This window comes from Bartonella sp. M0192 (assembly GCF_016102305.1).
Classification (GTDB): domain Bacteria; phylum Pseudomonadota; class Alphaproteobacteria; order Rhizobiales; family Rhizobiaceae; genus Bartonella; species Bartonella apihabitans.
Map to the genome: position 1 here is coordinate 1,418,777 of NZ_JACFOU010000001.1, position 26,235 is coordinate 1,445,011.

Here is a 26,235-nt window from a genome sequence, read left to right on the forward strand (position 1 = left end):
TTTTATTTTTATTTTTTAAGGGGATAGTTACCCATTCTGTTCTATCTGGAAGGCATTGTCTTTTGCATCAGTTGAACAGGAATGCCAGAACAAGCCGGAAAGAATAGAAATTTCACGCGTTTTTTGCCGCAAAACATAATATTTGTTTTGCTGATTACGGCTTTTTGTTTTGTTCTCGCTTTCATTTATTGTTTGTCAAAACCGCAGATTTACGAGGCAAAGGTAGAAGTTTCGATCAGAAAACTGGATGGCCTGACATTGGATGACGATAATCGCAATCGGGCCATTTCAATCGCCACATCGCGGCCGGTTTTGAAGCGGACGGTGGAACTGTTGGAAAAGCAGGAAATTCCGTTCAACCTGAAAAAATTCAATTATTTTCTTTCGCTCCGTGATGATAAAAATCATCTTTTATTGGAGTTTGATGATGAAAATGCGACTCATGCCGAACTTGTATTGGCAAATTTGCTGGAAGCTATCCGCCAAGAAGTGAAGCGAGTCTATCCCAATCCCGATGTGGCACTGATTTCCACTATTCGTACACAGCGCAACAACGTTTTGAGCTCGACTTTGAACAGTTTTAGTGAAAACGCCAAACAGGGGGAGCGAGAAAAGCAAACCGACGACCTCTATTCTTCTCTCATTGTCGCAATTGGTAATCGTGTTGCCTATAATGCGTCGATTGAGGTTTTGAAAAATCTTTTGAATACCGGTCAGTCACCGCTTGTTCTCGACTTCATCGCCAATGATCCGGCAGTTTTGAAAACTACTGATGATTTGAATAAGTTGACAGCAGAAATTGCCCATATGGAAACCCAATTGGCGGGCAACCATCCCCAGATCAAAGCAATGCGGGCTGAACAGAATGAGCTAAAGTCGGAGCTTGAAAACAATATTGACCTCTCAATCAAACGTCTCTATGCACAAGCGGATGTTGCGACAAAAGTTGAACGGGATTTGCGCAATGAACTCAATGGGACGGTCGGCGTTACCGGTTCTTCCGCTGACAAGCAGTTGCTTGACGAACTTGAGAGAAAATTGAAGGCGATTTGGGACGACTATGATAAAACAATCGAGAAATCCGGCCTATTGCGGGCGAGCAATTTTGTTGTTGTGAATGGTCCAATAACGGTCGAAAAACAATCTGTTTTATCGCGATATGGAAGCAGAATCTTGGGATTCGCTTTAATTGTTTTCTTGTCACTTTTGATTATTCAGACGATCATTAAAAACCACGCTTTATTTAAAACACGCAGAAACGTGGATGGTCAATTTTCCGATCGTAAAGGAAACAGCGACGGCGGGAGCATGAACTCGGCCGCCCCGTCCTCGCCGAAAGCTGCATTGAATTTAGCTGAAACGGTTGAAAAACTCGAACAAAACCACGCAGGATTTATTGCGGTGGTTGGCAAAAAAGCAGCAAAAACTGCCGCGCGCTTGTCGATGGAATTGAAAAAAGAGAACAATGCAATTCTTTTGATTGATATCTCGACCAATGAAATCGGAAATCTCATCGGTCCTCATCGTGGTTTCACAGATGTATTGACAGGTGACGCAAAAATTTCGGAAGTTATCTATAACGATTATGACACGGGTGTCGATATTTTGCCTCAAGGTTTGGCCAGTCCGCTTCGTGCCAAGGATTTTTCTAAAGATATTCCGGCATTCATTTCGGCGCTCGAAAGCAGCTATTCGATTGTTATTGTTGCAATGTCGGGTGAGCCGGAATTCGGGTTGGAAGAAATATTTTCTGAAAGCGATTGCCTTGTTATTTCGTCCGGTGACAAATCCGATGGAGATCATTGGACGGAATTGTTCTTGAAATATTCTGCGCAACCGGTATTCAGGCTCATCAATAATTGATAAAAAGTGGAAACGCGACGGCTTGTCGCGGCTTGCACCCTTGTTTTCTTAAAAACATTGCTGCACCAATAGGAAAAAGAACCGGATAATCCCGGCAGATATTATTGAGTGAAAGCGTCTCGTTATGACAATGACTGCAATTGATGAAACCGTGCCTAATGCCAGACAGGCGCACAATCGCAAAATGATCAAGATATGGCTTTATGTCATATTAATTCTTTGTTTGGCAATTGTCATCGTCGGGGGTGCTACACGCCTTACCGGTTCAGGGTTGTCTATTACCGAATGGAAGCCGGTTCACGGGGTTATTCCGCCAATTGGCGAAGCAGAATGGCAAGATGAATTCGAGAAATATCAACAAATAGCCCAATATAAAGTTGTCAATCAGGGAATGACGCTTTCACAATTTAAAGGTATTTTCTGGTGGGAGTGGGCCCATCGTTTATTGGCACGTCTTGTCGGTGTTGTTGCATTATTCGGACTCATCTGGTTTTGGGCAACCAAACGAATTGAAAAAACTTTTCTTCCACAATTAATCGCGGTTCCTGTCATTATCGCCATTCAGGGGGCGATTGGCTGGTGGATGGTTGCGTCCGGCCTCGGCGCCAGTGATTTGACAAGTGTCAGTCAATATCGGCTGGCGATTCATCTTGTTACGGCCTGTATTGTTGTGATCTTCGTTACTTATGTTTCTCGCGGACTTGCCGATTATAGTGATAAGCCTGCCAATCGCAGCATACAGAAATTTGCCGGTTGGCTTGTTTTTATGGTGCTTGTGCAAATTTATCTCGGAGCTCTTGTTGCAGGTCTACATGCAGGCAAAGTTTATAATACGTGGCCATTAATGGATGGCCAGTTGGTGCCGGAAGGATTGCTCGCCGATCAGCCATCCTGGCGCAATTTTTTCGAAAATCGGTTGACGGTACAATTTGTCCATCGGTGTTTTGCTTATCTTCTGTTGTTGGCAGCGCTTGTCCATGCTCTGAAAGTCGAAAAGCTCGCATCGGGAACAACCCATGCGCGCCGTGCAATGCTGTTGCTTTTGGCCATTGTTGTTCAAGCTATTTTCGGAATCATCACGCTTTTGCTTGAGGCTCCAATCAGCTGGGGATTGATCCATCAGGGTGTTGCGCTATTGGTACTGGTATTTGCCGTTGCACATTGGCGCGCAACAAAAGGCGCTTATGCTGTAGAAAAAGCATGACCGGCTTGATAAAAAAAGTCAGACTTTCAGTGCGTTTAATCTCTCAGGAACAGCGGAAAGATTAGCCGGCAAACAATCAAACAATTAAAAAAGCAAAAAAAATTAGATCGGCCATCAATTGGCCGGTCTTCTATTATTTATGAGCAGAAGAAAAACGGGATTTTTAAGATTTTCCGATCATAAGATCAAGATTTTGCACTGCCGCTCCCGAAGCGCCTTTACCGAGATTATCCAGAACGGCTGAAATATTGTAAATCCCGTTAGAATCATCACCAAATACAAATATTTTCAATTTGTCTGTATTGGCGAGCAATTCCGCGTCAAGCCGCGCCAAATTACCGGTTTCCTGTTCATTCGCAACGCTGACGAGCTTGCTATCGTGATAATGGGCTTTGAAAATAGAACGCAAAACATCGGTTGTAACAGTTTTTTGTAAAAGCGAATTGTGAATCGGAATATTGACAATCATGCCTTGGGGAAATCTTCCGACACTTGGTAGGAAAATCGGCGAATGTGAAAGTTTACCATGAACACGTATCTCCGGCACATGCTTATGCTTGAGGTTAAGCCCGTAAATGAAATAATTTGCGGTTATCTTTTCGTCACAGCTTGGGTCTTCCATTTGCGCGATCATCTTTTTTCCACCACCGGTGTAACCAGACACAGCGTTAATGGAGACTGGAAAATCTTCTCCTATAATCCCGGCTTCCCTTAATGGACGAATAATGCTTAACGCACCGGTGGGATAACAGCCCGGATTGGCAACGAAACGTGCCGAGCTTATCCGTTCCGGCTGACCTTTCGTGAGTTCGGCAAAACCGTAAACCCAGTCGGGGGCAATGCGGTGTGCCGTGGAACTGTCGATGATGCGAATTTTCACATTGCCTGCAAGACTATTGACAGTGTCAATTGCTGCCTTGTCAGGAAGGCAGAGGATGGCAATATCGGCCGCATTCAATCTTTCCAAACGCGCAGCTTCATTGTGGCGGTCTTCCAGCGGAATTGACAGAATTTCGAGGTCATCTCGTGCGGCCAACCGCTTCCTGATTTGTAAGCCCGTTGTACCGTGTTCGCCATCAATAAAAACTTTTGTTTGCATTTCCTTGCACCTGATTTTCGCCGGGATTGGGGTTGTTAAAAGACTTGCACGAATGATTTTAATCTCTTCTCAAAGAACACAGCCATTCTTTTACAGAAGAGGCGGTATATTGTGCCTTACGAAGCGATAAAAATAAATTCTTTTTTGTAACCGTTTAAGCGTTTTATCGAGGAAAATTATTCAAGAGGCAGTTTTAGCGGTTAATCAAGCGATCAGTAAATAATAATTGCAGATCAAATTGATTTTTCTGAGGATTTTTTTCGAATTATTGGCTATTCACGTCGAAAGCGTTTAACATAATATAACGCTGTGATAATTATTAAGCGGCTATTTTTCATTGTTAGGAATATTTCCCATGAGCGACCAAGTGGATGTGGCGCAAAAGCGCTTTTTTAACGACGATCTTAAAACAACTGATTCCGAGATATATGATGCCATTCGCGGCGAACTTTCCCGTCAGCGTAATGAAATCGAGTTGATTGCATCGGAAAACATCGTATCGCGTGCTGTCCTTGAAGCACAAGGTTCGGTTCTAACCAACAAATATGCCGAAGGTTATCCGGGTAAACGTTATTATGGCGGTTGCCAATATGTGGATGTGGTTGAAAATCTTGCAATTGAACGCGCAAAGAAACTGTTCGGAGCGGCTTTTGCAAATGTGCAACCGAATTCCGGTAGCCAGATGAATCAGGCGGTATTTTTCGCCCTTTTGAAGCCGGGTGATACATTTATGGGACTTGACCTCAATTCCGGTGGGCATTTGACCCATGGGTCTCCGGTCAATATGTCCGGAAAATGGTTTAATGTGGTATCTTATGGCGTTCGCAGAGATGACCAAAGAATAGATATGGACGAAGTCGCTCGTATCGCGCGCGAAAACAAGCCCAAACTTATACTTGCCGGTGGCACAGCCTATTCGCGCTTTTGGGACTGGAAACGGTTTCGCGAAATTGCGGACGAGGTTGGTGCATATCTTATGGTGGATATGGCGCACATAGCCGGCCTTGTTGCCGGAGGTGTCCATCCTTCGCCTGTTCCTTATGCCCATGTTGTCACGTCGACGACACATAAATCGCTTCGCGGACCGCGCGGTGGTATGATTTTGACGAATGATGAAGCAATTGCAAAAAAGATCAATTCGGCTGTTTTCCCGGGTATTCAGGGTGGACCGCTCATGCATGTCATTGCTGCAAAAGCTGTTGCATTCGGCGAGGCTCTGCGCCCATCGTTCAAAACTTATGCGCAAAATGTTGTCGCAAATGCGAAAACCTTATCGGCACGTCTTATTAAAAATGGTCTTGATATTGTATCCGGCGGCACCGATAACCATTTGATGCTGGTTGATTTGAGACCAAAAAATGCAACCGGTAAACGGGCAGAAAGTGCGTTAAGCCGCGCCCATATTACCTGCAACAAAAACGGAATTCCTTTCGATCCGGAAAAACCGTTTGTTACATCAGGTGTGCGGCTTGGTACACCGGCAGGAACCACACGTGGTTTTGGCGAAAAAGAATTTGATGAAATTGGTGAGCTGATTTCCGAAGTTCTTGATGGATTGAAAGCTGCAAATTCGGATGAGGGAAATGCTGCTGTAGAAGCACATGTACGTGAAAAGGTTCAGGCATTGACCGAACGTTTCCCGCTATATCCTTATCTTGGCTGATTATTTGAACGGAGTAAAAAATGCGGTGTCCTTACTGTCAATCTGAAGATACTCAGGTAAAGGACTCGCGTCCGGCCGAAGATGGTTCGGTTATTCGCCGTCGCCGCATATGTCCCGTATGCGGCGGCCGTTTCACAACATTCGAACGTGTCCAATTACGTGAATTGATGGTCACCAAGAAGAGCGGTCGCCATGTGCCTTTTGACCGTGACAAACTTATGCGCTCTGTGGAAGTTGCCTTGCGTAAGAGAAATGTCGATCCAGAGCGTGTCGAGAGGGCAATATCAGGTATTGTCAGACAACTTGAAAGTTCGGGAGAACCCGAAATATCATCGGAACAAATAGGGTGCCTTGTCATGGAAGCGCTGAAAGGTATCGATGATATTGCCTATATCCGTTTCGCCTCCGTTTATCGCAATTTTCGCAATGCCAGTGATTTTCACGATGTAATAGACGAATTGTCGGATCGTGACGGAGAAAAAGAAAACAACAATAATGGTTGATAAAATTGCCGATTGTCGATTTATGGCTGCCGCTATCCGTCTGGCGAGTTGGCATATCGGGCAAACTGCCGAAAATCCTTCAGTCGGGGCGATTATAGTCGGTTCCGATGGTAATACGATCGTCGGACATGGGGTGACAGCAAAAGGCGGAAGGCCACATGCTGAAACGCAAGCCTTGGCAATGGCGGGCGAAAACGCACGAAATGGCACAGCTTATGTGACGCTCGAACCCTGTTCACATTACGGGAAAACACCCCCATGCGCCGATGCCCTTGTGAATGCCGGTATAAAACGTGTTGTCATTGCACGTCTTGATCCCGATAAAAGAGTGAGCGGGCGTGGTGTAATAATATTGGAAAATGCCGGCATCATTGTTGAAACCGGTATATTGGCAGGTAAAGCCTTCGAGGGGTTGAGCGCCTATCTGACAACAAGACAGTTATCGCGTCCAGAAGTGACGCTCAAAATGGCGATATCGGCTGATAACGGTATCGGTATTAGAGGCAAGCGAAATGTTCTGATCAGCAATGAACTATCGCGTTCGGTAAGCCACATGATGCGTGCGAAAAACGACGCAATTCTCATTGGAATTGGAACTGTTCTAGCAGACAATCCCGAACTGACCTGTCGATTGTCCGGGCTTGAAGACCGGTCGCCAGTGCGTGTCGTGGTTGATCCGGAACTCACTATGCCTCTTGATTGCCAACTGGTGGCAACTGCAAAAAACGTTCAGACATGGGTAATAAGCAGCAAGAACGGCAACGAGCAAAAAAAAATCGAACTTCAGGAAAAAGGTGTCAAACTTCTTGAATGTGATGGAAGCAAGACGACCATATCTCCCGAACAAATCCTTCGCATATTGTTTGAGAATAATATTTCAAGCGTCCTAATCGAAGGCGGTGCGATAACAGCCCGGACTTTTCTTGACCAGAAGGCGGTTGACAAGGTCGTTCTGTTCCGTTCAACAATAATGCTTGGCGATGACAGGATTTCTGCACCGGATTTCAAAAAATATCTTGCTGATTTCATGAAAATCGAACAAGCCGAATTTGGTGAAGACAATTACAGTGAATGGAGGCTCCGTCCCGAATGTTTACCGGAATAGTAACGGATATTGGCGAGCTAGCTGAAAAAGAACCTTTAAACGAAGGCTTACGGATAAAAATCCTCACTCATTACGATATAGATACAATCGATATTGGTGCGTCGATTGCCTGTTCCGGTATCTGTCTGACGGTTGTTGAAAAATCCCGTTCGGGCGCAAACAAAAACAGTTTTACTGTGGAAGCTTGGGAAGAAGCATTACGTCTTACGAATATTTCCAGATGGAAAATTGGTGGACATATCAATCTTGAGAGGTCTTTGAAACTGGGCGATGAAATGGGAGGTCATCTCGTTTCCGGTCATGTTGACGGTTTGGCCGAGATAATGGAGATAAAAGAAGAAGGAGATGCAAGGCGTTTTCAATTGAAAGCTCCGCAGGAATTTTCTCCTTTTATTGCGCGCAAAGGTTCTGTCGCATTGGATGGTACGTCGCTTACAATAAATTCGGTCGACGGCGATTTGTTTGACATATTGATCATACGCCATACTCTGGAAGTGACAACGTGGGGGGAGCGCAAGAAGGGCGATTGCGTCAATCTTGAAATAGATCAATTGGCTCGATATGCTGCGCGATTATCGGAATTCCGCCACTAGCGCTCCGGTTATTTTTCAATTCATTTACCTTGCTGTCTTCAAATGGCACTCTATTGGAGCCATTTTGAGAAAAGCCGCTTTCGCATTTTAAAAAACTGTTTTAAATGGAAGTATATTGGCTCGTTCCCATTGTTTATAATGGGCTTTGAGGGACATAGAGTGCCAACCCTATTTTTGAGTTGTAGGATCAGATTATGACAAAGAAGAACTTGAAAAAGGCTCACATATTAATTGTGGAAGCTCGTTTTTATGATGAAATTTCCGATGCATTGTTGAAAGGTGCAACGGAAACGCTCAAAGCAGCGGGAGCAGAGTTTGATGTTGTAACTGTTCCGGGAGCTTTGGAAATTCCGGCAGCCATTGCCTTTGCGGAAAAAGGCGAAAAAAACTATGATGGTTATGTCGCACTGGGGTGTGTCATCAGAGGGGAAACATATCATTTTGAAATTGTTTCCAACGAATCATGCCGCGGCATTGCGGATTTGACCGTTCGCAAGCGATTGGCTATCGGCAACGGCATCATCACAGTCGAAAATGAAAAACAGGCTTGGGCACGTGCACTGCCTGATAAAAAGAATAAAGGCGGTTTTGCCGCCGATGCAGCGCTACATATGATCGCGCTGAAAAACAAGTTCGGAGTAAATCATTGAATAAAAGCCCTGCCAATAATATTAACGTGCCGCGCCGCGCGAATAAACGCGGCGCTGCACGTTTGGCTGCTGTTCAGGCGCTCTATCAGATGGATGTTGCCGGAACAGGTATTTTGGAAATTACATCAGAATATGAGACTTATCGCTTGGGACAAGAGGTCGATGGCGAGCAATATCTCGAGGCTGACCCGCAATGGTTTCGTGCCATCATAGCAGGGGTGGTGGAGGAACAACGTCAGCTTGATCCGATGATTCGTCAACATTTGCCGGAGGATTGGCCTCTATCGCGTATTGATTCTACACTGCGTGCCATATTGCGGGCAGGAGCGTGGGAAATCAAAAATCGTAAAGATGTTCCGATTGCTGTTGCAATAAATGAATATGTCGACATTGCCAAAGCTTTCTTTTCCGGGGAAGAACCGCGAATGGTCAATGCGGTTCTCGACCGCATGGCAAAAGAATTGAGACACAAATAGGTTGTTGCAATAAAGAAAAACAAAAAAAGCTCTATCATTCGATAGAGCTTTTTTAATTCAACCAGCAACGAATGCAGAAACCGGTTCAATAGAGCCAAACACCTTTGCTCCGCCTACAATTGTTATTGGAAACGGAATGAAGTGACTATCAACGGCCATTGGTAGGTAACTGGGGAACGCCCTTCGAACCTTTGATCAACTGGGACAGGAATGATTGGTCATGACCACCGGTCGGGGTTGTCTTCGAAATGCTATCGAAAACTTTACCATCTTCCAGACCGTAATTGGCAATCCGTTCAACCTGTCCATTTTTGTTGAAGTAAATAGCCAGAATTTTACGATCGACAATTTTCGGCTTCATAAATTGCGCACCGCGATAACGCGTTTGGGAGATATAATAAAATACCTCATTGTCATACATTGCTGTCATCGAAGGCGAGCCAAGTGCAAGCAAAACCTGATCACGACTTGAACCGACAGGAACAGAAGCAAGTGCCGATTCGTCAAGAACATAGCCTTCGTTATAGGTCTGGCTTGTGTTGAGAAAATCATGTGACTTACAGCCACCGAGTGTAATTGTTGTAGCAGCCATTAAACCGATGATTAACCCACGCTTAGCTCGGGTTGTAATGCGGACCGTGTAAAACAATGACATCTCCATCTAACGCATGGCGGGGATAATTTCTTTTTCAACCTTTTTGCCTAAACCACCTTAAAGCGGTTTGCAATAGATTGCATCGTTAGAGACTTGCAATTATTAACAATGAGTATGTAAAAAAATCGGAATAGAGCAAAGACTTTTCTGTGACTTTCATACGATATCGTTAAAGGTATTGGGCGTTATCGTTAAAGGTATCGGGAAAAATTATCGGTTGAAAAGAGGCTGGATAAAATCGTTATGGATGATAATGACCAAACACACAATAATGATAATGACCATCACGTCATGAGCTTTGCCATTCACTATCCTGTCAATGTCCGTTCGTTACCGGTGAAAGGAATCCGTATCAAGATTGATGCAGATGAAAAAGAGCGGCTGAAGCTTGTGGAAAACCATGGCTTGCTGGAGGTAAAATCGTTTCACGCCGATGTTCACATTTCTCCTTGGAAGAAACGCGGTGTTCGTGTCAAAGGCAAGTTTGAGGCTGAAATAGTTCAGGCTTGTGTCGTCACACTCGAACCTCTTCCAAAACATATAGAAGAAGAGGTGGAGTCAGTTTTTATCCCCGACGATTCCAAGCTTGTCAAATATCAAGAGCGCGATAATACAAGTGAAGTTTTTGTAGATGCTGAAGGTCCTGACACGCCTGAAGTATTTCATGGTGATTCAATTGATATCGGCGCTTTTCTTGAAGAATTCTTCGAACTATCGATTGATCCTTATCCACGTAAAGAAGGCGTGGACGGAAACTATATTGAAGATATGGAAAAAGACAAAAGTGAACCTTCACCTTTTGCCATTTTAAAACAACTGAAATAGCCAAGGTCGTCGAAAAAACAAAATTTATTGTTGTATAATGGCTTAAAACCAGTATTTTCGGCGTTAAGTTTCACACAACGTCGCTTTATTGCGGCATTGCTTATATATAATTCGAAACTGATAGGACATTTGAGAGTGATCAGAATTTCTGTGGATGCAATGGGCGGCGATTTTGGCCCTGAGATCACAATTGCCGGTGCGGCAATTGCGCAGAAACGTTTTCCTGAAATACGTTTTATTTTTTATGGCGTTGCGAGTGCAGTTGAACCGGTTTTGAAGCGTTATCCGGAACTTGGTTCCTGTTCAACATTCATTGCGACCGAAACCTATACCCGTATGGACGAAAAGCCTAGTCAGGCATTGCGAAACGGGCGCGGCAAGTCATCAATGTGGAAAGCGATCGAAGCTGTGAAAAATGGTGAAGCCGATGCCTGTGTATCAGCCGGTAACACCGGTGCATTGATGGCAATGTCATATTTTTGTTTGAGAATGATGGAAGAAGCCGACCGTCCTGGCATTGCGGGAGTTTGGCCGACATTGCGTGGTGAAAGTCTTGTGCTTGATATTGGCGCAACCATTGGCGCGTCGTCGGATCAACTTGTTGATCTGGCGGTCATGGGAGCCGGTATGTTTCGTGCGCTTTATAATGTCGCACGTCCGACAGTCGGTCTTCTTAATATAGGAGTGGAGGAAGTCAAAGGACTTGATGAAATCAAGCAGGCAGGCATGATGCTGCGTGAAATCGGGCTCGACGGACTGGAATATAAAGGCTTTGTAGAAGGCAATGATATTGGAAAAGGTACTGTCGATGTTGTGGTTACCGAAGGATTTTCAGGTAATATCGCATTGAAAGCAGCCGAAGGGACCGCAAGGCAAATGGCGCAAATATTGCGTGAAGCAATGTCCAGCTCATGGCTGACAAAACTCGGTTACCTTCTATCAATCAGTGCTTTTCGTAAGCTCAAGCAAAAAATGGATCCCGGACGTGTAAACGGCGGTGTCTTACTTGGTTTGAATGGTGTTGTTATTAAAAGTCATGGTGGAACCGACGCGGATGGGTTTGCTTCTGCTTTACGTGTAGGCTATGAAATGGTTAACAATAAACTTCTGGAGAAAATCGCAGCGGATTTGAGGCATTTTCACGATAAAAAACCCGAACTTCTCAATCATGGTGACCATGCGGGCCATGGTGCGGAGCATATATAACGCATTGAAAATTAATTATTGATTCGCTGGTTAAGGATAGAACTGAATGATTCGATCTGCCATATGTGGCATAGGAAGTGCGCTGCCTAAAAAGAAAATGTTGAACAGCGAGCTCGAGGGGATTGTCGAGACATCCGATGCATGGATCGTTCAACGGACGGGAATCCGCCAGCGTTATATTGCCGGAAAAGATGAAACGACCGTTTCTCTTGGAGCGGCTGCCGCACAAGCTGCTCTTGATAATGCCGGACTTACTGTCGCCGATATCGACTGCATTATTCTGGCAACAGCAACACCTAACCATACTTTTCCCGCTTCGGCGGTGGAAATACAGAATGCATTGGGAATGTCGCACGGCTTTGCGTTCGATGTTCAGGCCGTCTGTTCAGGCTTCATTTTTGCAATGACAACTGCCGATCTTTATTTGAAAGGCGGCATGGCCAAGCGAATTCTTGTCATTGGTGCGGAAACCTTCTCGCGTATTCTTGATTGGAATGACCGTTCGACATGTGTGCTTTTCGGGGACGGCGCGGGCGCTGTTGTTCTCGAAGCTGTCGAGAACCAGAGTGGCAATAACAGTGATCGTGGTATTCTTGCCTGTAAACAACGTTCAGACGGTGCATTTGTCGACAAGCTTTACGTGGATGGTGGCCCTTCGACCACGCAAACCACAGGGCATTTGCGAATGGAAGGCCGCGAAGTGTTCAAACATGCTGTAGGCATGATTACCGACGTTGTGGATGATTGCTTTTCTGCAACCGGAATATCGCCTTCCGAGCTTGACTGGTTTGTACCTCATCAAGCCAATAAACGTATTATCGACGCATCGGCCAAAAAACTTGGTATTGCTGATGAAAAAGTTGTGATCACCGTTGATCAGCATGGCAATACTTCGGCCGCGTCTGTGCCTTTGGCGCTTGCGGTAGCGGTTAAAGATGGTAGAATAAAAAAAGGTGATCTGGTCATGCTGGAGGCAATGGGCGGCGGATTCACATGGGGAGCTATTCTTATCCGTTGGTAGTGCCAAGACAACTTGACCGATAATATGTTTAACGTATAAGTTTTTTATACTTCAATTATAAGAAGGCGATTGTTATGGCTGGTAATACAGTGACGCGCGCGGATTTAGCAGATGCAGTTTGCAGAAAAGTTGGCCTGTCACGCACAGAGTCGGCTTCATTGGTTGAAATGATCCTTAATGAAGTTTGCGATGCAATTGTCAAAGGCGAGACGGTAAAATTATCGTCGTTTGCAACTTTTCATGTTCGTAACAAGACAGAACGTATTGGTCGCAATCCGAAGACAGGTGAAGAAGTGCCGATTTCACCCCGTCGCGTTATGACGTTCAAGGCATCGAATGTTTTGAAGAAAAAAATTCTCGACGGTCATCGGTCCAAAAAATCGTAAAATTACCTATATATATTTAGGCAGAGCAAAAAGACCGATATTCGACAGCTGTGGCAGGAGCCAATGGCCGATTGTTTATTTGCATATGCCGGAATTTTGTGAAAATGGAAGTAACGTTACGGTGACTGTCAATTACCAGAAAGTTCGAGGTTGTTATATTCGGAAAAGGCCAAAAAATGGATAAAAGTCCAGATGCTTTTCGTACAATCAGCGAAGTTGCTGAAGCGTTGGATCTACCTCAACACGTTCTTAGGTTTTGGGAAACACGTTTTTCCCAGATCAAGCCGTTAAAACGTGGAGGCGGGCGGCGTTATTACCGGCCAGCCGATGTGGATTTGCTGAAAGGAATTCGGCAACTTCTTTATGAACAGGGTTATACAATAAAAGGTGCACAGCGCCTATTGAAAGAAAACGGCATAGCCTTTGTAATTGCGTTGGGCAATGGAGACGTTGCTGCAATTGATGCAATTACGATGAAGAAAAAAGCTGAAGAGGAAGCCGAAAATACGCCGCTACCAGCAAAACAACCGCAATCCAGAGGCCTGTTCAGCTTCATGAAATCCGATTCCGACACTGAAGTGGGCGGAAGCAATATCGGAAAAGGCAAGGATAACAAAACCTTGCTTCAGGAAGCTTTGTTTGAATTGATCGAATGCAAAAGAGTTCTTGATCGCGCTCGTTAAGCTCTCGATTGGTGCTGAAAAAATATAATTTTAAATTCGTTGACGGGGTTGATTAGCATCTGACAGAAAGCGGGCATTCACTATGTCTATGATTTGTCAGGACGCAGTATATGCAATTGGCCACGACAATCGGAATAGTTCTTAACGATGACTGATATTTCTTGAATCCATTTCGTTCAATTCTGCGCGTTTCAAGTGGACAAAAATTCGTCAGTATAAAGCGGCTTCGTTTTTGAATACGGTACAGGCGAGGGCGGGTTTTTATTGCAGTTTCCGGTACTTATTTGCAATTAAAGATATTTTAGCATGCCGATATCAATGTCATAGGACGTTTTGTTATAGCTCCACTTCTTTCCTATAGTTAAATGGAACTAAAACCCGCTGGAATAGCGGCAACACCAGCCGGATCCAAAAAGGCCTATTCCAGACGCAGTTGTCTGATAGAGCAGCGTTTTATGTCCAATAAAGCAGCATTTTACCGGCAATTTCCTGTAAAATGTCTGAATGTTTTTGGCGAATTATCAGATTAACGCAGTTATTATCGGCTTCTCCGGAACGCATGTCGGTTGAATTGTCACAGAGTCAACTTTGCTTTCGGTTTTGAATAAAGGTTTGCTTTGCGTAACGCGAATAGCCAATTGAATTTTTGTCTTTCTCGACAATTCCACTCATAAATTTTTTAAAACAGCAGAGGCACTCGTCACGTGGGGAATCAAAAAACCGAATATGCAGCCGATTTAATGATTCCCGATTTTCAGAAACGCATAGCTTCTGAACAATTGTCATGTGATTGACATGGCATGAACGAGAAACGATTAAATGGCCTAATTAATAGAGTGCGATATGAAGAGGGGATAAAAGCTTGTTTGCTTCAACAAAGAGGTAACTCGTTGCCGTTCTATGACGATAAGCAACAAACGGAAAAACAAATTTTTTTAAGCAAGAAAACGGATTAATTGAAAAACAGATGGTGGGCGTGACAGGGATTGAACCTGTGACCCCTACAATGTCAATGTAGTGCTCTCCCTCTGAGCTACACGCCCATCTGACGCTGTTGCATACACCACAACAAAACGGTGAGGTCAATGCCTTTTTATAAAAAATCGCTTATAAATCGGGAAATTGTGGATTTTTAAAAATATCTTTTAAGCTGCGATAAGCATCTTTTCGACTTCGGAAACGAGTTCACGCAAATGGAATGGCTTGGACAGAACCTTTGCATCTCGTGGTGTATTGCTGTCGGAGTTGAGTGCGACAGCAGCAAATCCGGTGATAAACATTACCCGCAAATCCGGATCAATTTCGGTTGCACGGCGAGCGAGCTCTATACCATCCATTTCCGGCATCACGATATCGGTCAATAAAAGTGAGAACGGTTCTTCCTGAAGCCGTTCATAGGCGCTTGCACCGTTATCAAAATCGGTAACTTCGTAACCGGCCCGTTCCAGAGCTTTTGCTAAAAATCGACGCATATCATTATCGTCTTCGGCAAGCAAAATTCGTTTCATAATAATGTCCAGCAGTTGTTTATTCGATTTGGAACCTTATCTCACTCTTACTCATACAATAAATTAGATTGGTAAAAAAAGCGGTAAAGGCATGTTGAATGGACTTTGTTTCTTATAATGGTTAATTGCCGGTTGCGAATGCCATAAAAACTGGTTTACCTTTTATGAAACAAACAAAAAATGGGCAGGCTATTAATATGAATGCAAACGGCGTGACAGCATTTCAATATTTTGAACCGGCTGAACTGCGTGTGCCGTTTTTATTCAATTCACCTCATTCCGGCAGGTTTTATCCGGAAAGCTTTCTTGAGCAGTCCGTGCTCGACAATTTTACGATCCGGATGTCGGAAGATTGTTTCGTCGATTTGCTTTTCGGGAAAGTTGTAGGGCTTGGTGCCGCGCTTATGGCGGCAAATTACCCACGGTCTTTTATCGATGTCAATCGTGCCCAATACGAGCTCGATCCTGATATGTTCTTCGAACCTATGCCGGATTATGTTCCAAATCCGTCAACACGTGTTATGGCAGGCTTGGGGACTATACCAAAAAACGTAGCGAGTGATTTACCGATATATAACGGGCGAATCCATCTGGAAGATGCTTTGAAACGTATTGATAGTCTATATGTTCCCTATCATAAGCATCTTCAATCAACGCTCAATTTAATGCGGAAACGGTTTGGTTTTGCAATTCTTATAGATTGCCACTCAATGCCGGGAAAACTGAAGTTTTTCAACGGTGGCGAACAGCCGGATTTTATTCTGGGCGATCAATACGGGCAATCCTGCACCAATGCGTTTGTTGAATATACCGCCGAGCTTTTAAGAGAAAAGGGATATAATGTCAGTCTCAACCGGCCGTATTCGGGCGGTTTTATTACTGCCCATTACGGAAAACCTGCCGAAAATATCCATGCTCTTCAAATTGAAATCAATAGAAGTCTCTATCTCGACGAAATTACACTTGAGGCGAACCATAATTTCAGTTCACTGCAAAAGGATCTCACTTCTTTGTCGGCTGATCTTATGGCATTTCCGGAACAGGAATTCACGCTTTGCAAAATAGCTGCCGAATAGTGTGATTATTGTTAGACAAGACAAATCGGTCACTTTTCTGACGGAACGTGAATTGGCCAAAAAGATAAAGCCAATCGAAGATTTCTATCATATATTGGAAATGCGAGAGCATTTTGCGGTGACGAGCACCTGTCAGGCGGTCATTGAATTTTTATGAAAAAGCAGCTTAAATAATCACTATCCGGTTCGAGCTGATAATAAACAATCGAGAGTAATCATGAGTGATCTTCCGGGATTCGAATTTTTTCAAAAAATCGCTAAAATAGTAGAGGAGACTTCTCTACCTTTTTTTCGACATACGCTTTCAATTGATAATAAAGACAAAACCGGTTTCGACCCCGTAACAATTGCTGATCGCAAAACAGAAATTGCCTTGCGCGAATTTATCCATCAGCAATGTCCTGATGATGGAATCGCGGGTGAGGAATTTCCCGCTTTGAATGGGCTTAACGACCATATATGGGTCATCGATCCGATAGACGGGACGCGGTCTTTCATTACGGGAATGCCCGTTTGGGGCAGTCTTGTAGGATTGAAAAAAGCTGGCAAAGCAGTGGCGGGGATGATGACACAACCTTTCACAAGCGAACTTTATTACAGTTCCGGAAAGGGAAGTTATCTTTATACAAATTATGATGGCCAGCACCGGAAGCTTTACACAAGCTCGTGCAAATTGCTTGCTGAAGCGACAATTTTTACAACTGATCCCGAGCTTTTCAAAGGGGGAGACAAAGCACGTTTTTCGGAACTCCGCTCAAAAGCACGCTTAACGCGTTACAGTGCGGATTGTTATGCATTTGCCATGCTTGCCGCGGGTTTTGTTGATCTGGTCGTTGAAACAGAACTGAAACCTTATGATATTATGGCACTCATTCCGATTATCGAACAGGCTGGCGGCGTCATCAAACAGTGGAACGGTGAAAACGCGGAGGATGCCGGAAATATTGTGGCAGCAGCAACGCCGGAATTATTCGACGCGGCTACATTAATCCTCAATAGCTGATATCATAGGCCTTGGTGCCAGGAATAAACGTGTCAAATAGTGCCCAGAACTGTTTTTTTAAATTGTCGGTCCCATTCAGGATGTCGTGCCCGGCACCAGAAAGTCTCATTGTGTCGGCGAGCCTGACATTGTTGCTAAAACGAAGAAATTGCTGAGTATTGATCAGTTTATCATTATGTCCCAAAACAAAAATTGTCGGAAAACGCAAATCGTTTTTTTGTAAGCGGGTCTTTGCAAAATTCACTGTTTCTAGAACCCGTGCAAGCCAACGCCTGTCAGGTAAGCGAATATTTTGTGATTTTTTTTGCCGGCTAACTTCAGAACCTCTTCCTGTTGTCAGGCGGCTGTTGTTTGAAAATAGTAGTTTGGCTCGTGGCAGTTTCAAGCGGCCAAGGCCAAAATCGCTCATGAGGCTCGTGAGTTTGCTCTGGAAACTGCCGGTCGTGTACCCCAATGGAGTGAAAAGTGGTGAAAGACCTATAAAGCGTTGGCACTGGTTGTTGATGATATCGAGTGCGGAAATTGCGATAAGGCATCCCATATCATAAGCCAGAAAATAATAGGGAGGTGGACAATCGGGATAAACAATCTTTTGCAGAAATTCGTCAAGATCACCTATTTGCTGATTGATGTCGAAGGTTAATCTGGACTTTTTCTTAGTCTCTGTCGCATCAGGAACAGATCCACCTTGCCCATACCAGTCGAACGAAGCATAAGAGAAGCCACGGCCGGATAGTTCGTAAAACAATTCTCCATATCTTTCACAACTATCTTCCATGCCCTGAAGAAAAATCAGAGTGCCTTTTTTATAGTTGTGTTTTTGCACTTTCGAAACAATGCGCAAGTGTCTTTTGTCCGAAGTTTCCATCAAGGACGTGTGGAGAAAGTAAATTCCATTCTTGTCACTTGGCATTGTCAGGGGTGTGTGCAATTCTACTATCTCACCTTGTTGTCTCGCTATAGCCTTTGTCCATTTAGTCCGCAAAATTTAAAAAAACATTTCCGACTTTTTACCTCATTGGAATCTATCACAAAAGCACAACTTGCTCCCGCTTGGAACGGGTAAAATTACAAAATTCCGATTTCGGAAAAATGAATAAAAGAGAACCTCAGGCAAGGGGAGCGGAATGAAAAAAATCTTTCTACCTCACTTGTTGGATTTGGCGTGTCTTTGCGGATGTAAAATTTTGAACAATTTTTAATCAGTGCCTTGAAAGTCGACTAATTAATAACCAGATAAGCTCTGCGATCGCCGATATGGGGTCGTTGGTTATATTGATCTGCCTTTTTGGAGATTGCCGTAACCAAACAAATCGTCGCTCTGAAGGAGGGCAATTATTATGCGTCAAGTAGATTTTTCACCATTATATCGTTCAACTGTCGGTTTTGACCGTTTATTCAATATGTTTGATACGATGACACAGCCGGAGAGTGTTCAAGCTTATCCTCCGTATAATATCGAACGGTTGAGCGAGAATTCCTATCGGATTTCCATGGCGGTGGCCGGATTTTCCGAAGATGAAATTGATATTGAAGCACAAAGCCATCAACTCACTGTAAAGGGTGAGAAATCACATGAAGAAGAAAATGATGAAGGTGATTTTCTCTATCGCGGAATTGCTTCGCGGTCCTTTGAACGTCGCTTCCAATTAGCTGATCACGTTGAAGTGGTTGGCGCACAGCTTCAAAATGGTTTGCTTCATATTGAATTGAAACGGGAAATTCCCGAAGAGATGAAGCCGCGTAAAATAGCGGTGCAGACTCCAAAAGCTTCTAACACCAACAAGCGTGTTCAAAAACATGATGTGGAAGTTGAAGCAGCGGAATAATCATTCCTAAATGTTGACTTCGGAAAGCGTGTTGGTCTGTCAATGACAGGCCTCACGCTTTTTTATTATCTACTTTTGTCTGAAATGAATGTACCGGAATGAATTTTTGCTCTACTCAAACCTTGAATTTTTAGTCGACAATAATTGAAGCGCTTTTTTAAAACCACTATTCCAATCTTTATCCGGAGAGGCACTTCGCCTGCCACAGACTCTCGGGGATTTTTAAAGGAGAGGAAGCCTTTTTCTTCCAGCTAAAAAATAAATGAAACGAAATATCATAATTAAAATAATAAAAATAAATTAAATAAACAATTATTGAAATAATATTTCAATTTTTACGTTTAGCAGTTGAAAACTTAGAATCTTTCTGACATAGCTTCTTAAACGAGAGATTACGCCGTGCTAACAATGCTATTTGAAGACTAAAAACAGCAAATTTCTGGCGTAGTTTTCATATTGGTTTGTGAAAAAAGGGCTTTCTAAATGTCGGATAGCGTTATTTCAGGTAATAAAATTACTCAAAATGGTTCAATAACGTCATCATTGGCGGGCGCAGGGGCCACGTCGGCTTATGGAATTCCGGCCGCGCAAGGACTTTATAGCCCTAAAAATGAGCATGATGCTTGCGGGGTGGGATTTATTGCACAGTTGAAAAATGTAAAATCCCACAAGATCATTGAAGATGGGCTTTTCATGCTTGAAAATCTCACTCACAGGGGTGCGGTTGGGGCAGATCCTTTGGTGGGAGATGGTGCAGGTATATTGGTCCAGATACCGGACCGTTTTTTTCGTGAAGTTATGGCCGAACAGGGCGTGGAATTGCCGAAAGCCGGTCAATATGCTGTCGGACATATATTCATGCCGCGCGACGAAGCGATGCGTGCCCATATCGAGCAGATTGTCAAGGAAGTTATTGCCTCGGAAGGCCAGCATTTTATTGCCTTTCGTGATGTGCCGGTTGATAATTCTTCGCTCTCGAAAGCGCCTGCGATTGTTGCAACAGAGCCGGTTCATCGGCAGGTTTTTATCGGTCGCGACCCATCTATAAAATCGGATGACGATTTTGAACGGCGGCTTTTTGTGCTGCGCAAGGTTATCTCGAACAGAATCTTCCATGAGACAGGTGGAAGAGATAATGGCTTTTATGTCGTTTGTCTGTCGTCCCGCACTGTCATTTACAAAGGCATGTTTTTGGCCTTTCAAGTCGGTGCTTATTACAAAGATTTGCAGGATGAACGTTTTGAAAGTGCTTTGGCGCTTGTGCACCAGCGTTTTTCAACCAATACTTTTCCATCCTGGAAACTTGCTCACCCTTATCGGATGATTGCTCATAATGGTGAAATCAATACGCTGAGAGGAAATGTCAACTGGATGGCTGCCCGTCAGGCTTCGGTCGATTCAGAGCTTTACGGCAATGATATTTCAAAACTCTGGCCAATTTCCTATGAAGGACAATCGGATACAGCCTGTTTTGATAACGCTTTGGAATTTTTATATGAGGGTGGTTACTCGCTCCCTCATGCGATGATGATGCTCATTCCGGAAGCCTGGGCAGGAAATAGCCTGATGAGTGTCGAACGGCGTTCGTTCTATGAATACCATGCGGCATTGATGGAACCGTGGGATGGACCGGCAGCAATTGCCTTCACTGATGGCCGCCAGATAGGTGCAACGCTTGATCGTAATGGTCTGCGTCCGGCGCGCTATATTGTGACGGATAATGATTATGTCATTATGGCTTCGGAATCCGGTGTTATTCCGGTTGAAGAAAAGCACATTATCCGCAAGTGGCGTTTGCAACCGGGTAAAATGTTGCTCATTAATCTGGAGGAAGGGCGCATTGTATCGGATGAAGAAATAAAGTCCGAAATTGCCTCCAAGCATCCTTATCGTCAATGGCTCGATAACACCCAGCTTATTCTGGAAGATCTTGCTCCCGTCGAACCGCGGTCTTTACGCAAGGATGTGTCGCTGCTCGACCGTCAACAGGCGTTCGGTTATACGCAGGAAGACAAAAAATTTCTACTTTCGCCGATGGCAACAACTGGACAAGAGCCGATCGGATCAATGGGTGTTGATACACCGATCTCGGCAATGTCCGATAAATCCAAACTGCTTTATACTTATTTCAAGCAGAACTTTGCTCAGGTAACCAATCCGCCAATTGATCCAATCCGTGAAGAGCTGGTGATGAGTCTGGTCTCTTTCATCGGTCCACGTCCGAATATATTCGATTTGGTAGGAACCTCGCGTCGCAAGCGTCTGGAAGTTCGTCAACCGATTTTGACAAACGGAGATCTCGAAAAAATCCGGGCTATTGGCCAGACGGAAGACCACTTTGATACAAAGACAATTGATATCACCTATTCCGTTCAGGAAGGGGCAGCAGGGCTTGAAGGTGCGGTCGAACGCCTCTGTGAGCGTGCAGAAGCTGCAGTTCACGGTGGTTATAATATTATCATTCTGTCCGATCGCCAGATTGGACCGGACCGTATACCTATTCCTGCATTGCTCGCGACAGCGGCTGTTCACCATCATCTCATCAGAAAAGGGTTGCGCACGTCCGTCGGATTGGTTGTCGAGACTGGCGAACCTCGAGAAATTCATCATTTCTGTTGCCTCGCAGGCTACGGGGCAGAGGCGATCAACCCGTATCTCGCATTCGACACATTGATCGACATGTACGAGCGCGGGGAATTTCCGAAAGAAGTCGAAGAACATGAAGTAATTTATCGTTATATAAAATCGATTGGCAAAGGTATGCTCAAGGTTATGTCCAAAATGGGCATATCAACCTATCAATCCTATTGTGGCGCGCAAATATTCGATGCAGTCGGGCTAAAACAGTCTTTTGTTGACCGTTTCTTTACGGGTACAGCAACCACAATCGAAGGGGTCGATCTGGATCAGATTGCGGCTGAAACAGTTAAACGCCATACAGCCGCATTCAGCAATGATCCTGTTCTCCTCCATTCGCTTGATGTTGGTGGTGAATATGCATATCGTATTCGTGGTGAAGCGCATATCTGGACGCCAGATGCAGTTGCAAGTCTGCAGCATTCTGTTCGCACATCCAATCCGGCGCTTTTTACGGCTTATTCACAACGTATAAACGGTGAAACCGCCCGTGCAAAGACCATTCGTGGCCTTTTCAAAATCAAGAGCGCAGAAGAGCGTGGTGCGAAACCCGTCGCGATTGAGGACGTTGAACCGGCTACCGAAATTGTAAAGCGGTTTTCAACCGGTGCAATGTCGTTCGGCTCGATCTCGCGTGAGGCTCACACGACATTGGCTCGTGCCATGAATAAAATCGGCGGAAAATCCAACACCGGTGAAGGTGGTGAAGAGCCTGATCGTCTTTATCCTTTGCCGGACGGTACACAAAATCCGGAACGGTCGGCTATCAAGCAGGTGGCTTCCGGACGTTTTGGGGTAACGGCAGAATATCTTGTTAATGCCGATGTTATACAAATCAAAGTAGCACAAGGTGCCAAGCCTGGTGAAGGTGGACAATTACCGGGGCATAAAGTTGACGCTATTATTGCCAAAACGCGTCACTCGACGCAAGGTGTCGGTTTGATTTCACCGCCTCCACACCACGATATCTACTCGATCGAAGATTTGGCGCAGCTCATTTTTGATCTGAAAAATGTCAATGAATTTGCAGATATTTCTGTAAAACTTGTGTCGGAAGTAGGTGTTGGAACAGTTGCGGCAGGTGTTGCCAAGGCTCGTGCCGATCACATTACGATTTCCGGTTATGACGGTGGTACAGGAGCTTCTCCTTTGACCTCGGTCAGGAATGCCGGTTCATCGTGGGAAATGGGACTTGCCGAAACCCAGCAAACGCTGGTTCTCAATGGTTTGCGTTCGCGTGTTGCATTACAGGTTGATGGCGGTTTAAGAACAGGTCGCGATGTCATTATCGGGGCGCTTCTCGGGGCTGACGAATTCGGCTTTGCGACAGCTCCGCTGATTGCGGCAGGCTGTGTCATGATGCGCAAATGCCATCTTAACACATGCCCGACCGGCGTTGCGACACAGGATCCCGTATTGCGCAAGCGTTTCAAAGGAACGCCGGAACATGTGATCAACTTCTTCTTTTATCTTGCCGAAGAAGTACGCGCTATTCTGGCACATATGGGCTTCAAAAAACTCGACGATATTATTGGTCAATCGGATTTGTTGGATAAACAGCCGGCGATCGATCATTGGAAAGCAAAGGGTCTCGATTTCAGTCGTATCTTCTATAAGCCCGATGCCGAAAAGAAACAGACAAGGCACACGGAACATCAACATCATCCGATCGAGGATGTTCTTGACCGTAAACTGATTGAACGTGCTTCGGAAGCTCTCGAAACTAAAAAGCCTGTCGAGTTTGAAACGCTCATACGCAACGTTGACAGATCTGCCGGTGCAATGCTCTCTGGCGAAGTGGCGAGACGTTATCGTCAAAGAGGATTGCCGGATAACACCATAAACGTTCATTTCAGGGGCACAGCCGGCCAATCATTTGGTGCTTTCCTTGCCAAGGGGATAACCTTCGACCTTATCGGCGACGGTAATGATTATGTCGGCAAAGGTCTTTCGGGCGGCAGAATTATTGTTCGTCCACCTGAAGACAGTAATGTTGTCGCCGAGGATTCGATCATTGTCGGAAATACCGTTCTTTATGGCGGTATCGAAGGCGAATGTTATTTCCGCGGTGTGGCAGGTGAACGTTTTGCCGTGCGCAATTCGGGCGTTGCTGCGGTCGTTGAGGGAGTTGGCGATCACGGTTGCGAATATATGACCGGCGGTATCGTGGTTGTGATCGGCAAGACCGGCAGAAATTTTGCTGCCGGCATGTCTGGTGGCGTTGCCTATGTACTCGATGAAGCAGGTGATTTTGCTAAAAGATGCAACATGGCGATGGTTGAACTCGAACCTGTTCCCGAAGAAGATGATATGCTTGAAAAACTTCATCATCACGGTGGTGACCTCATGCATAAAGGTCGGGTAGATGTCTCGGCCAATATGACCCACCATGATGAAGAGCGACTGGCCCAACTGATTGCCAATCATCTGCATTACACGGGTTCCGCACGGGCCAAGGAAATCCTGGATAATTGGGATCAATATCGTCCGAAATTTGTAAAAATTATGCCGGTCGAATATCGCCGTGCTTTGGAAGAAATGGAACAGATGCGCATGGAAACGGCTGCTGAATAACAGCAGCCGGTGTCCATAGTGCAAACTTCAGATACGGAAACAACAAATGGGTAAAGTAACCGGTTTTCTTGAAATAGATCGCCAATCTCAAAAGTATCAGCCAGCCTCTGATCGCATCCGCCATTTTCGGGAATTTACTATTCCGATGTCCGAAGCAGAGGTGCAGAAACAGGCCGCACGTTGTATGGATTGTGGCATTCCTTACTGTCATGGTTCGACGGGGTGTCCCGTCAATAACCAGATACCGGATTGGAATGACCTTGTTTATAAAGGCAATTGGAAGGAAGCGATTAACAATCTTCTGTCCACAAACAATTTCCCTGAATTTACAGGCCGCGTTTGTCCGGCACCTTGTGAAGAGGCCTGTACGCTCAATCTTGAGGATGTTCCTGTAACAATCAAGACAATCGAGCAGACATTGGCTGACAAGGCTTTTGCACTTGGTTTTTTTGCGCCTCAACCTAATGAAGCAAAAACAGGAAAAAAAGTTGCCATTATCGGATCAGGCCCATCAGGAATGGCAGCAGCGCAGCAACTTGCCCGTGCTGGTCATATGGTCGATGTTTACGAACGTGAAAGCCGTCCGGGAGGGCTTTTACGTTACGGCATTCCTGATTTTAAGATGGAAAAACATCATATCGATCGTCGTATCGAACAATTGGAAGGCGAGGGTGTCACTTTCTATTGCGGTGTCAATATCGGCGTCGACAAGGCGGTTGATGATCTTTTAAGCAATTATGACGCGGTTCTTTATTGCGGTGGTTCTGAAACACCGCGCAAGATCGATATTCCGGGAATCCATTTTCATGGTGTGCATGACGCCATGTGTTACCTCGTTCAGCAAAATAAACGTGTCGGGCGCGAAAATATCGAATCAGTCGGCTGGCCTTCACCGCCGATCATCGCCGATGGAAAACATGTGGTTGTTGTTGGCGGCGGCGACACTGCGTCCGATTGTGTGGGAACGGCTTTCCGCCAAGGTGCCGTCAAGGTAACCCAGTTGGATATTCGTCCTCAACCACCGGAAAAAGAAGATAAACTCAGCGTTTGGCCTTATTGGGCTACCAAAATGCGCACCTCGACCAGTCAGGCGGAAGGTGCAGAACGCGAATTTCAGGTTGCTACACTCGAGTTCGTTGCTGAAAATGGCGAATTGACCCATGTAAAATGTTGTCATGTCGATGAACAACGTAAACCGATAGCCGGTACCGAGTTTTTTATTCGAGCTGATCTTGCATTTGTCGCAATCGGTTTTGCCGGACCATTCGAAGCTGGTGTTTGTAGCGAGTTGGGAGACCGTCTGAAGTTGAAGGTTGATCGTCGCGGAGCGCATTCTGTCTTGGCCGATACGAACAATTATAAAACCAGTGTCGATAAGCTTTTTGCAGCCGGTGACGTGAGACGCGGTCAATCACTCGTTGTATGGGCAATCAGGGAAGGGCGGCAGGCTGCTCGTGCCATTGACGAGTTCCTGATGGGCGAAACATTGCTGCCTCGTTAAATTGACGACGAAGAGCGGGTTAGCCGCGATATACCATGTGCTTCAAGGCTTCGGAATTTCCGGAGCCTTTTTATATTGAGCATTTTCAATGAAAGTTATTGTTGGACAAAACGGGCCGCTGAAATAGTGAACGATGAGCGGAAGCAACAATTCTTTCATGTGCAGATCGTGAATT

22 protein-coding genes and 1 tRNA gene are annotated in these 26,235 nt (G+C 45.0%); 18 read left to right on the forward strand and 5 right to left on the reverse strand.

Annotated elements, in window-relative coordinates; all coding sequences use genetic code 11:
• The first annotated feature begins 81 nt into the window (after window positions 1-81).
• A complete protein-coding gene (locus H3S82_RS06250; protein WP_198232143.1) occupies window positions 82-1,863 on the forward strand; it encodes a hypothetical protein in 1,782 nt (593 codons plus the stop codon).
• 124 nt (window positions 1,864-1,987) lie between these two features.
• A complete protein-coding gene (locus H3S82_RS06255) occupies window positions 1,988-3,067 on the forward strand; it encodes a COX15/CtaA family protein (RefSeq protein WP_225867969.1) in 1,080 nt (359 codons plus the stop codon).
• Window positions 3,068-3,230: 163 nt separating this feature from the next.
• On the opposite strand, the gene argC is transcribed toward H3S82_RS06255, so the two are convergent.
• Window positions 3,231-4,166 carry an N-acetyl-gamma-glutamyl-phosphate reductase gene (argC, locus tag H3S82_RS06260; protein ID WP_198232142.1) on the reverse strand — a complete coding sequence of 312 codons (936 nt, stop codon included), beginning with the start codon at window positions 4,164-4,166 and terminating at the stop codon, window positions 3,231-3,233.
• Window positions 4,167-4,521: 355 nt separating this feature from the next.
• Here argC and glyA point away from each other — a divergent pair, with 355 nt between their 5' ends.
• The 6 genes from glyA (at window position 4,522) to nusB (ending at window position 9,156) form a co-directional block, all read left to right on the forward strand.
• Window positions 4,522-5,829, forward strand: coding sequence for a serine hydroxymethyltransferase (gene glyA, locus H3S82_RS06265; protein WP_077971233.1), 1,308 nt, complete (start codon window positions 4,522-4,524; stop codon window positions 5,827-5,829).
• 20 nt (window positions 5,830-5,849) lie between these two features.
• The gene (gene nrdR / locus H3S82_RS06270) at window positions 5,850-6,332 is read left to right on the forward strand and encodes a transcriptional regulator NrdR (protein WP_198232141.1); all 483 of its coding nucleotides are present in this window, start codon (window positions 5,850-5,852) and stop codon (window positions 6,330-6,332) included.
• A complete protein-coding gene (gene ribD / locus H3S82_RS06275) occupies window positions 6,325-7,437 on the forward strand; it encodes a bifunctional diaminohydroxyphosphoribosylaminopyrimidine deaminase/5-amino-6-(5-phosphoribosylamino)uracil reductase RibD (RefSeq protein WP_198232140.1) in 1,113 nt (370 codons plus the stop codon). Before nrdR ends, ribD begins: the two co-directional genes overlap by 8 nt.
• Window positions 7,422-8,030, forward strand: a complete 609-nt coding sequence (locus tag H3S82_RS06280; RefSeq protein WP_198232139.1) for a riboflavin synthase — start codon at window positions 7,422-7,424, stop codon at window positions 8,028-8,030. The genes ribD and H3S82_RS06280 overlap by 16 nt, the downstream gene beginning before the upstream one ends.
• Before the next feature lie 194 nt (window positions 8,031-8,224).
• Window positions 8,225-8,680 (forward strand): 6,7-dimethyl-8-ribityllumazine synthase, encoded by a 456-nt coding sequence (locus H3S82_RS06285; RefSeq protein WP_198232138.1) that lies wholly within the window; start codon window positions 8,225-8,227, stop codon window positions 8,678-8,680.
• Entirely contained in the window at window positions 8,677-9,156 is a 480-nt protein-coding gene (gene nusB, locus H3S82_RS06290) for a transcription antitermination factor NusB (protein WP_077971240.1), read from the forward strand. Before H3S82_RS06285 ends, nusB begins: the two co-directional genes overlap by 4 nt.
• Before the next feature lie 148 nt (window positions 9,157-9,304).
• On the opposite strand, the gene H3S82_RS06295 is transcribed toward nusB, so the two are convergent.
• Entirely contained in the window at window positions 9,305-9,817 is a 513-nt protein-coding gene (locus H3S82_RS06295) for an outer membrane protein assembly factor BamE (RefSeq protein ID WP_077971242.1), read from the reverse strand.
• Window positions 9,818-10,054: 237 nt separating this feature from the next.
• Between H3S82_RS06295 and H3S82_RS06300 the strand changes: the two genes are divergently transcribed.
• The 5 genes from H3S82_RS06300 to H3S82_RS06320 all read left to right on the forward strand — a co-directional run bounded on the left by H3S82_RS06300 (window position 10,055) and on the right by H3S82_RS06320 (window position 13,932).
• Window positions 10,055-10,636 (forward strand): DUF177 domain-containing protein, encoded by a 582-nt coding sequence (locus tag H3S82_RS06300; protein ID WP_246785244.1) that lies wholly within the window; start codon window positions 10,055-10,057, stop codon window positions 10,634-10,636.
• A 135-nt stretch (window positions 10,637-10,771) separates the two neighbouring features.
• Window positions 10,772-11,842 (forward strand): phosphate acyltransferase PlsX, encoded by a 1,071-nt coding sequence (gene plsX, locus H3S82_RS06305; RefSeq protein ID WP_198224761.1) that lies wholly within the window; start codon window positions 10,772-10,774, stop codon window positions 11,840-11,842.
• A gap of 46 nt (window positions 11,843-11,888) precedes the next feature.
• On the forward strand, window positions 11,889-12,863 hold the full coding sequence (locus tag H3S82_RS06310; RefSeq protein WP_077971248.1) for a beta-ketoacyl-ACP synthase III: 975 nt from the start codon (window positions 11,889-11,891) through the stop codon (window positions 12,861-12,863).
• Between the two features lie 74 nt (window positions 12,864-12,937).
• Window positions 12,938-13,249: an integration host factor subunit alpha gene (locus tag H3S82_RS06315; protein ID WP_077971250.1), complete on the forward strand. Its 312-nt coding sequence runs from the start codon at window positions 12,938-12,940 to the stop codon at window positions 13,247-13,249.
• 176 nt (window positions 13,250-13,425) lie between these two features.
• Window positions 13,426-13,932, forward strand: a complete 507-nt coding sequence (locus H3S82_RS06320) for a MerR family transcriptional regulator (RefSeq protein WP_198232137.1) — start codon at window positions 13,426-13,428, stop codon at window positions 13,930-13,932.
• 968 nt (window positions 13,933-14,900) lie between these two features.
• On the opposite strand, the gene H3S82_RS06325 is transcribed toward H3S82_RS06320, so the two are convergent.
• A tRNA-Val gene (locus H3S82_RS06325) sits at window positions 14,901-14,975 on the reverse strand.
• Window positions 14,976-15,077: 102 nt separating this feature from the next.
• Window positions 15,078-15,440 carry a cell cycle two-component system response regulator CpdR gene (gene cpdR, locus H3S82_RS06330; protein ID WP_075870787.1) on the reverse strand — a complete coding sequence of 121 codons (363 nt, stop codon included), beginning with the start codon at window positions 15,438-15,440 and terminating at the stop codon, window positions 15,078-15,080.
• Between the two features lie 164 nt (window positions 15,441-15,604).
• Here cpdR and H3S82_RS06335 point away from each other — a divergent pair, with 164 nt between their 5' ends.
• Both H3S82_RS06335 and hisN read left to right on the forward strand, forming a co-directional pair.
• A complete protein-coding gene (locus H3S82_RS06335) occupies window positions 15,605-16,516 on the forward strand; it encodes an N-formylglutamate amidohydrolase (RefSeq protein WP_246785245.1) in 912 nt (303 codons plus the stop codon).
• A gap of 217 nt (window positions 16,517-16,733) precedes the next feature.
• Entirely contained in the window at window positions 16,734-17,519 is a 786-nt protein-coding gene (gene hisN / locus H3S82_RS06340) for a histidinol-phosphatase (RefSeq protein ID WP_198232136.1), read from the forward strand.
• Here hisN and H3S82_RS06345 read toward each other — a convergent pair.
• The gene (locus H3S82_RS06345) at window positions 17,509-18,450 is read right to left on the reverse strand and encodes an alpha/beta fold hydrolase (protein WP_198232135.1); all 942 of its coding nucleotides are present in this window, start codon (window positions 18,448-18,450) and stop codon (window positions 17,509-17,511) included. The genes hisN and H3S82_RS06345 overlap by 11 nt on opposite strands.
• A gap of 409 nt (window positions 18,451-18,859) precedes the next feature.
• Here H3S82_RS06345 and H3S82_RS06350 point away from each other — a divergent pair, with 409 nt between their 5' ends.
• The 3 genes from H3S82_RS06350 (at window position 18,860) to H3S82_RS06360 (ending at window position 26,060) form a co-directional block, all read left to right on the forward strand.
• Window positions 18,860-19,348 (forward strand): Hsp20 family protein, encoded by a 489-nt coding sequence (locus H3S82_RS06350; RefSeq protein WP_077971255.1) that lies wholly within the window; start codon window positions 18,860-18,862, stop codon window positions 19,346-19,348.
• Window positions 19,349-19,831: 483 nt separating this feature from the next.
• Window positions 19,832-24,559 carry a glutamate synthase large subunit gene (gltB, locus tag H3S82_RS06355; protein WP_198232134.1) on the forward strand — a complete coding sequence of 1,576 codons (4,728 nt, stop codon included), beginning with the start codon at window positions 19,832-19,834 and terminating at the stop codon, window positions 24,557-24,559.
• 46 nt (window positions 24,560-24,605) lie between these two features.
• Window positions 24,606-26,060 carry a glutamate synthase subunit beta gene (locus H3S82_RS06360; protein ID WP_198224753.1) on the forward strand — a complete coding sequence of 485 codons (1,455 nt, stop codon included), beginning with the start codon at window positions 24,606-24,608 and terminating at the stop codon, window positions 26,058-26,060.
• The last annotated feature ends 175 nt before the right edge of the window (window positions 26,061-26,235 follow it).